The sequence below is a fragment of the Bacillus sp. ATD genome (assembly GCF_050585765.1).
In the GTDB taxonomy this organism is placed as follows: domain Bacteria; phylum Bacillota; class Bacilli; order Bacillales; family Bacillaceae; genus Bacillus; species Bacillus stercoris.
Genome location: NZ_JBOBQH010000031.1, coordinates 1 through 493, shown reverse-complemented (window position 1 = coordinate 493; position 493 = coordinate 1). Strand labels below are relative to the sequence as shown.

The window sequence follows — 493 nt, the reverse complement described above, 5'->3', positions numbered from 1 at the left end:
GGCCTCCTGTTCAGTTTGATCGCCGAGAACTGTCGTCTGTAATGTGAACGGCACCTCGTCATGGATGCGCTGCACCGGCTCACCGCCTCCATCCTGTTCAAAGGAGGTCCGCAGCGATTCGTGGCGCTTGATCAGCTCTTTGAAAGCCCTGTCCAGCCTTTCTGGATCAAGCTTCCCTTCCAGTTCTAATACAGCCGGCATATTGTAGCCTGTCCCTCCGTCCTCCAGCTGCTGAAGGACATAGATCCGCTTTTGGGCAGATGAAACCGGATAGGTCTCACGCTGTTCCGTCGGTTTTATTGCTTCATATGGACTGTCCGTTCCTTCACGGATAACAGAAGCCAGTCCTTCTATCGTAGGATGGGCAAACACATCTTTCAGCGGCACCTGTACATCGAATTCTTTTGAGATTCGGGAGACAAGCGCCGTTGCTTTTAAGGAATGTCCTCCGCGGTCAAAGAAGTTGTCGTGAATCCCGACAGGACCGTTTTTT

The 493-nt window shown here is 52.1% G+C and carries 1 protein-coding gene; it reads right to left on the bottom strand.

Annotated elements, in window-relative coordinates:
* Positions 1-493 (bottom strand): condensation domain-containing protein (locus ACQXR1_RS22165; RefSeq protein ID WP_430772882.1); only part of this gene is annotated, 493 nt, incomplete at both ends.